Consider the following 6,741-nt stretch of genomic DNA (forward strand, 5'->3'; position numbering starts at 1 on the left):
GTTGTATGTTATTTCAAATTTAAGTAAAACAAATCACTTGCAATTCCATCTGTCAAAAACTTTCCTTTTTTGGTAGGTTTTAAAATGTTGTTTTCAATAAAAACTAAATCATCCTCAAGGAATTTCTGAGTCTGTTTATTAAGATACTCCAAATATTCACTTCCAAATTCGGTTTCGACTCGCTGCAGCGAGACGCCCCAAATCGTTCGCAAACCCGTCATAACATATTCGTTATAACGATCAGCAACTGAAAGAATTTCTATTTCATTAGGTAATTTATTTTCTTGAATGGATTTCAAATAAATCGAATTATTCGATACATTCCAACTTCGGGAAACACCATTATAACTGTGTGCCGAAGGACCAATTCCAATGTATTTTTTTCCCAACCAATACGCCGAATTGTTCTTGGAAAAGTAATTGGCTTTTCCAAAATTCGATAATTCATAATGAATAAAATCATTGGCTTCGAGCGTTTCAACCAAAATAGCAAAATGCTCTTCGGCGACTTCATCTTTAGGAGCAGCAATTTTTCCGGTTTTAATCAATTTGTACAATGCCGTTTTTGGTTCCACCGTCAAGGCATAACTCGAAATATGCGGAATCCCAAATGACAAAGCTGTTTCAATGTTTTGTTTCCATTTCTCGTTGCTCATCCCCGGAATTCCATATATCAAATCGAGGGAAATGTTATCAAAATACTGGGTAGCTTCTACCAAACATTTTTTGGCTTCCGCCGAATTATGAGCGCGATTCATCAGTTGTAAATCTTCTTCAAAAAACGACTGAATCCCTATGCTTAGACGATTGATTGGGCTTTTAGACAATTCGATTATTCGTTCCCTTGACAAATCATCAGGATTGGCTTCAAGCGTGATTTCTGGATTTTCTGAAACTTTATAATTGCTATAAACTGCCGCGATTAAAAATTCAATTTCTTCGGATGTTAAAACACTTGGCGTTCCACCACCAAAATAAATGGTTTCCACTCCCGAGAATTCGGGATCGTTTTCAAACTCACTTTTACGCATTTGCAATTCCTTGGCAATAGCCAAAACCATCTCTTCTTTCTTCTTCATCGAAGTCGAAAAATGGAAATCGCAGTAATGACACGCCTGCTTGCAAAAAGGGATATGGATGTAGATTCCGCTCATAAATTAGTGTTCAGTGTTCAGTTTTTAGTGGTCAGTTTTAAGGAAGTGGTCAGTGGTCAGGTTTTTAGTGATCAGTCAAAAGGAATTTGTCAGTAAATCAGTTTTTTTAATTGCTCGAATATTTACTGAACATTAATAATCTGAACACTGATTACTCCTTTTTCACTCCAAACTTCTCAGGATTCAATATCATATAATTAATAAGTTTTCCAATTTCTAAACTTTCAGAAACAAATTCCTGATAAATACCTTCAGAAATATATTTACAAGACACCGCAAACTCTAACCAAACTTGAGTTTCTGAATTTTCCCCATCAGAATCAGTCAACTTACTATAAAAATGTTTTGGATAAATCCTTTTTCTATATGCTTCAGCAATAGTTGCAGGAGTACTCCTTGAAGAACGCCGAATTTGATCCGTTAATGAATAGGTTTCTTCCTTTGGAAATGATTTTGTTATTTCAAAAATCTTCATTGCTAATGCAAATGATTTTTTATAGGCCAATAAATCTTGAAATCTCATATATACATTTTAAAAACTGATCACTCTAATTTAATCAAAACTACTGATTATAAAAATCTGAACACTGAACACTACTTTTTAACTCGTTCTTCGTTTTGTTTCACAAATGCATCCCAACCGGTATAACTTTTCTCCCCAACCACTTTTCCGGAATTGAAAAAATGACAAACCGCCGCTGCTAATCCATCGGTGCTATCGAGGTTTTTTGGTAATTCTTTCAAACCTAATAATTGTTGGAGCATTTTGGCCACTTGCTCTTTGCTGGCGTTTCCGTTACCGGTAATTGCCATTTTTATTTTCTTGGGTTCATATTCGGTAATGGGAATATCTCTCGAAAGTCCTGCTGCCATGGCCACTCCTTGTGCGCGTCCCAACTTCAGCATTGATTGCACGTTTTTACCAAAGAAAGGTGCTTCAATCGCAATTTCATCTGGATTATGGGTATCGATTAACTCAATGGTCCGTTCGAAAATGATTTTCAGTTTTTGGTAATGATTGTCATATTTGGACAATTGCAGTTCGTTCAATTGCAAGAACACCATTTTTTTATTGACAATTTTTATCAATCCAAAACCCATAATCGTTGTCCCCGGGTCGATTCCCAATATGATGCGCTCGTTTGCCAATTTAAATTTGTTATTTTGCAGTAATGATTACAATTCCTCACAAAGCTAAGCAATTCCTCGTTCTTATAATCAAAGTTTTGATTGTGGGTGGCGCATTCTATTTTATTTACAATCAATTGGCGAATAACGACAAACTGGATTGGCAAAAATTCATCGTTTTATTCCATAAAAATCAGTCGATTAGTGGAATTGCCTTTATTTTGTTACTGAGTGTTTTGAATCGGTTTTTTGAAATTTTGAAATGGCAGAATTTGGTCGGATTTATCAATAAAATAACTTTAGGCGAAGCAACCAAGCAAGTTCTTGGTGCACTGACTGCCGGGCTGTTTACTCCAAATGGTGTAGGCGAATATGCCGGAAAAGCACTATTTTTCGATAAAAAAGACACTAAAAAAATCCTTTTTTTAAACCTGATTTGCAACGGAATCCAAATGATTTTGACCGTTATTTTTGGAATTTTCGGTTTATTGTATTTCAATGCACAGTACAATGTGATTACCCCAAAAACCGTTGGGCTACTTTTTGGATTGCTGATACTGGTATTTCTTGTTTCTTTTCTCTTGAAAAAATTCACAATCAAGGGTTATTCCATCGAAAGACTGATTCAAAAAATTAACGAAATTCCAAAACCCATTCATCAAAAAAACATCTTTTTAGCGATTTGTCGATTCTTGGTTTTTTCACACCAATATTATTTTTTATTTCTGGCTTTTGATGTTGATTTGCCTTATTTAACAGTCATTGCCACAATCACAAGTGTTTATTTTTTAGCTTCCTCCTTACCCACTTTCCAGTTTTTAGATTTTGCTGTAAAAGGAAGTGTAGCGGTTTATTTCTTTGGAATTCTTGGCGTAAACGAATGGATAGTAATTTTTGTAACCACGCTCATGTGGTTTCTGAATGTAGTTTTACCGGTAGTTATTGGCAGTTATTATGTATTGAGTTTTAAAACTAAAAATCCAATATGATTTTTGTGTTATACTTCATTATAATCCTCTATTGCTTAGCGATTGTCTTCCTAATTTACGGTTTCACCAAAGTAAATACTATCGATTACATAGGCTTAACGCCAAAAACTAAATTCTCAATTATCGTTCCTTTTCGAAATGAAGCGGAGAATCTACCTATTTTATTAGACAGTTTATCCAAGTTGAATTATCCGATGGAATTGTTTGAAGTAATTTTGGTCGATGACGAATCCGAGGAAAGATTTCAAATTTCAAATTTCAGGTTTCAGGTCTCCATTATAAAGAATATCCGGGTTTCGAATTCACCCAAGAAAGATGCGATTGTAACCGCAATGCAAATCGTAAATACGGATTGGATTATTACCACTGATGCCGATTGCACAGTCAATAAAAACTGGTTATTGACATTGGATAATTACATTCAGCTACATGATGTTGTGATGATTGCCGGGGCTGTTACGTATGATTGTGATGATTCATTTCTGCATCATTTCCAACAATTGGATTTTGCCAGTTTACAAGGAGCCACAATAGGAAGTTTTGGAATTAAAAAAGGATTTATGTGTAATGGCGCTAATTTTACCTACACGAAATCACTCTTTCAGGAACTAAATGCCTTTAATGGAAATGATGGGATTGCAAGTGGCGACGATGTTTTCCTGTTGCAAAAAGCAATGCTCTCCCGAAACTTCGGGACTGAAAAAGTCCACTATTTGAAATCTAAAAACAACATTGTCATTACAAAACCATTGAATGATTGGAAATCGCTTTTCTATCAAAGAGTACGTTGGGCTTCGAAAACAAGTTCGTATCAAAGTACTTTCGGAAAAGGATTGGGAATGTTAGTTTTCGGGGGGAATTTGTGTTTGGTATTTGGCCTTAGCTTTTGGATATTAGGTTTAGTTTCGTTTCCAAATATCTTTTTGTTATTCGTATTGAAATTTTCAGTTGATGCAGTTTTGATTTACAAGGCCAATCATTTTTTGAATAAAAGCAAAATACGCTATTTGGTTTTAAGCAGTTTGTTGTATCCATTTTTTAGCACGAGTGTGGCTTTGTATTCGTTGTTTGGCAAATATGAATGGAAGGGGAGAAAATTTTAGATTGCAGATTTTTGATTTCTGAAACGATACTTCTTGTTTTACACTAAAGCCCTAGCCCAGATAGAAGTGAAAATCCTTAATGTTTTTTCTTTAAAAACATTAAGATTGCAACGAATAGCTGGAAATAGCTCCTAGAAAACTACTCTACTTTAAGAATAACAGGAAGAATAAATTGTGTTTTTACAGGAATTCCGCGTTTGATGGCTGGATTCACTTTTGGAAAATCAACCAAACGCACTTTTAGGATGCTGTCAATTTTGATTCTGTCGTAAGCCACCGAATCTTTTGGAAATTGTGGTTCGAATTGCATTGTGGCGTTAGGAAAAATAGTGACTTTTACTTCAATCGTGTCCAATTCCGGATAAAGAACCGAAAGGGTATCAACGCTCAGTTTTTCCTGAATCAACTGTGTCAGAACTTCAAAAAAACATTGCTGGCGTTCCGTTTTATTCTCAATTTTTTCACAATCTACAACCGACGGGTATTCATCGACTTCTTTCCAGTTGATGGATTTCAGTTCCTTTTGCAACAATTCCTTTTCCGAAGGCACTTGCTTTTCGAAATACTGACAGGAATTAAAAAGTATAATTACTAAAAAAAGGTAATAGTGCTTCAAGGTTTTGTTTTTCAATTGAACTAATATTTTATAAAAATACAATTATTTTTTTTGAGTTGCTTTAGAAAGCAAATAATCTTCGTAGGTTTCAGCAAACCATTTCTTTTTGTTTTCGGAAGCAATTTCTTTTTGGTCTGGATATAATGCCGCCAATCGATCTGAAAAAATTGCAATCTGAATGGTGTATTTATAGAATTCTTCTTTTGTTAATACTAAATTGGGATTGGTTTTTTTATCGAAAAATTCGAAAAAAAGTGCGTCAAACTGTTTCAAAGAAAAATTTAATACTTTTACTTTATTGGCATTGTATAACGTTTCTTTCAAAAGGGCATCAGCAGTATTCACCTTTTTCTCTTGAGCTTGTAAAGACTCCTGAGAAACCATGGAAAATAGCCCAATGTAAAATACTAAAATTATTTTTCTCATATCGTTCAGAAATAGACATTACTTCTTTATTTTTCAAAATTACTAAAATAATTCTATGGATATAGTACTTTTAATTCTTGGTTTTTCTTGTATGATTACAGGCATTTTCGGGAGTATTTTACCTGTTTTACCTGGACCAAGTATCAGCTGGGTTGGTTTACTGTTGCTTTATTTCACGAATGCAGTTCCGGCTAATTATTGGATTCTTGGAATTGCCTTATTGATTACTGTCGTTATTTCTGTTTTGGATTATGTAATTCCTTCCAGAGGAACCAAAAAATTCGGTGGTAGTTCCTATGGTATTTGGGGAACAAATATTGGTTTGATTATCGGAATTATTGCTCCTATTCCTTTTGGTTTTCTTTTAGGACCTTTTGTTGGCGCTTTAATTGGAGAACTTATTTTCGATTCTAAAGACCATAAACGAGCTTTGAAAGCAGCCACAGGATCATTTATTGGCTTACTGGCTTCCAGTTTTATGAAATTTGTGGTTTGCGTGATGTATTTAGGATTGTTTCTTACGATTGTCTGGCAGTATAAATCAGCACTGTTTTAGATTACTGCCACATAAAAAAATTCATAAATTTAATATTATATCGTTATTGCCCAATAAAAACTGTAAATAATGCTACATCTCAACTAGTACAGCCCCTAAGATACATTTTCAAACTGTTGGGCTTAAATTTTATGGATATACTAATTTAGCATGAGGGCAGAGTTAAGATAAAAACAGTCGAATTGAGTAATGATCAAAAATCACTGAGCTATCCAGGGAACTCGATATACGCGTTTCAATGCTATAAAAATGGCACAAAGATTATGAAAAATTTGGCTCAAGCAGAAAACGCAATTGTTGATAATGCAGTAGTAGAAAGTTTCTTTAAATCATTAAAACCGAATTAATTTACGATAACAAATTCATTTCTAAAAAACAAATGAAACTAGAAATCTTTGAATACATCGGAATTTGGTACAACAAAAAAGAAGGCATTCAGCTTTGTATTATGCAACTATTGACGAATTTAATTACAAAAATCTAGCTTAACTTGATATCCATTTTTATTTGCATATCCAGTAAAATACTTTTCTTTAAATCAACGAGACTATAAGGCAAAAAAATCCTATTCAAATAATGAATAGGATTTAATAGAATCTGAAACGAGTCCAGATTAAAGAAAGGCGACGAACCGAGGCTGAAAGTCGAACATGTCGTACTGCTGTAAAACAAAAAAGCCTATCTTTTCAGATAGGCTTTTCAAAGAAAGGCGACGACATACTCTCCCACATAACTGCAGTACCATCTGCGCAGGCGGGCTTAACTACTC

General features: G+C 34.3%; 9 protein-coding genes. 4 read left to right on the top strand and 5 right to left on the bottom strand.

Annotation, left to right across the window (positions count from 1 at the left end; translation table 11 throughout):
* Positions 1 to 8: 8 nt before the first annotated feature.
* The 3 genes from hemW to ruvC form a co-directional block, all read right to left on the bottom strand.
* Positions 9 to 1,154 (bottom strand): radical SAM family heme chaperone HemW, encoded by a 1,146-nt coding sequence (gene hemW, locus ACM55H_RS14920; protein ID WP_416837273.1) that lies wholly within the window; start codon positions 1,152 to 1,154, stop codon positions 9 to 11.
* Positions 1,155 to 1,305: 151 nt separating this feature from the next.
* The gene (locus ACM55H_RS14925; protein WP_416837274.1) at positions 1,306 to 1,677 is read right to left on the bottom strand and encodes a four helix bundle protein; all 372 of its coding nucleotides are present in this window, start codon (positions 1,675 to 1,677) and stop codon (positions 1,306 to 1,308) included.
* Between the two features lie 71 nt (positions 1,678 to 1,748).
* Entirely contained in the window at positions 1,749 to 2,303 is a 555-nt protein-coding gene (gene ruvC, locus ACM55H_RS14930) for a crossover junction endodeoxyribonuclease RuvC (RefSeq protein ID WP_416837275.1), read from the bottom strand.
* 23 nt (positions 2,304 to 2,326) lie between these two features.
* On the opposite strand from ruvC, the gene ACM55H_RS14935 reads away from it, so the two are divergent.
* Positions 2,327 to 3,271 (top strand): hypothetical protein, encoded by a 945-nt coding sequence (locus tag ACM55H_RS14935; protein ID WP_416837276.1) that lies wholly within the window; start codon positions 2,327 to 2,329, stop codon positions 3,269 to 3,271.
* Entirely contained in the window at positions 3,268 to 4,374 is a 1,107-nt protein-coding gene (locus tag ACM55H_RS14940; protein ID WP_416837277.1) for a glycosyltransferase family 2 protein, read from the top strand. Before ACM55H_RS14935 ends, ACM55H_RS14940 begins: the two co-directional genes overlap by 4 nt.
* Positions 4,375 to 4,513: 139 nt before the next feature.
* Here ACM55H_RS14940 and ACM55H_RS14945 read toward each other — a convergent pair whose 3' ends face one another.
* Complete coding sequence (locus ACM55H_RS14945) at positions 4,514 to 4,990, bottom strand: hypothetical protein (RefSeq protein ID WP_416837282.1); 477 nt, start codon at positions 4,988 to 4,990, stop codon at positions 4,514 to 4,516.
* A gap of 42 nt (positions 4,991 to 5,032) precedes the next feature.
* Positions 5,033 to 5,416 carry a hypothetical protein gene (locus tag ACM55H_RS14950; RefSeq protein ID WP_416837278.1) on the bottom strand — a complete coding sequence of 128 codons (384 nt, stop codon included), beginning with the start codon at positions 5,414 to 5,416 and terminating at the stop codon, positions 5,033 to 5,035.
* Positions 5,417 to 5,471: 55 nt separating this feature from the next.
* Between ACM55H_RS14950 and ACM55H_RS14955 the strand changes: the two genes are divergently transcribed.
* Complete coding sequence (locus ACM55H_RS14955; protein WP_416837280.1) at positions 5,472 to 5,972, top strand: DUF456 domain-containing protein; 501 nt, start codon at positions 5,472 to 5,474, stop codon at positions 5,970 to 5,972.
* 331 nt (positions 5,973 to 6,303) lie between these two features.
* Entirely contained in the window at positions 6,304 to 6,456 is a 153-nt protein-coding gene (locus ACM55H_RS14960; RefSeq protein WP_416837283.1) for an IS3 family transposase, read from the top strand.
* Positions 6,457 to 6,741 lie beyond the last annotated feature (285 nt).

Origin of the sequence: Flavobacterium cryoconiti (assembly GCF_048158645.1) — a bacterium.
GTDB classification, from domain to species: Bacteria; Bacteroidota; Bacteroidia; order Flavobacteriales; family Flavobacteriaceae; genus Flavobacterium; species Flavobacterium cryoconiti.